Source organism: Mesorhizobium sp. Cs1299R1N3 (genome assembly GCF_037179625.1).
Classification (GTDB): domain Bacteria; phylum Pseudomonadota; class Alphaproteobacteria; order Rhizobiales; family Rhizobiaceae; genus Mesorhizobium; species Mesorhizobium salmacidum.
In genome coordinates, this window is record NZ_JAPYKQ010000086.1 from 1 (window position 1) to 429 (window position 429).

Sequence of the window (429 nt, forward strand, 5' to 3'; positions counted from 1 at the left end):
ATGAGCTTCATGTCCGCGACGGCGCGCTTCCTCGACCGGTTCGGATTGGCGCACCCGATCGTGCAGGCGCCGATGGCCGGCGTCTCGACGCCCGAGCTCGCCGCCGCCGTGTCGAACGCCGGCGGCCTCGGCTCGATCGGCCTCGGCGCGAGCCCGCCGGCGAGCGCCCGCGGGATGATCGAGGCGACGCGGGCGCTGACCGACAGGCCCTTCAACGTCAACGCCTTCTGCCATCAGCCGGCCCTGCGCGCCGCGGGCCGGGAGGCCGCCTGGCTCGCCCACCTCGCGCCGCTCTTCGCGGAACTCGGCGCGCCGCCGCCCGAGAGCCTGCGTGAGATCTACAGGAGCCATCTCGACGGCGACGAGTCCCACCGAATGCTCCTGGAGACCCGGCCGCCGGTGGTGAGCTTCCATTTCGGCCTGCCCGAC

At 73.7% G+C, this 429-nt stretch carries 1 protein-coding gene; it reads left to right on the top strand.

Annotated elements, in window-relative coordinates; all coding sequences use genetic code 11:
• Window positions 1-429, top strand: a 429-nt coding sequence (locus tag O7B34_RS32070; protein WP_337149758.1) for an NAD(P)H-dependent flavin oxidoreductase, incomplete at both ends; no start/stop codon positions are given.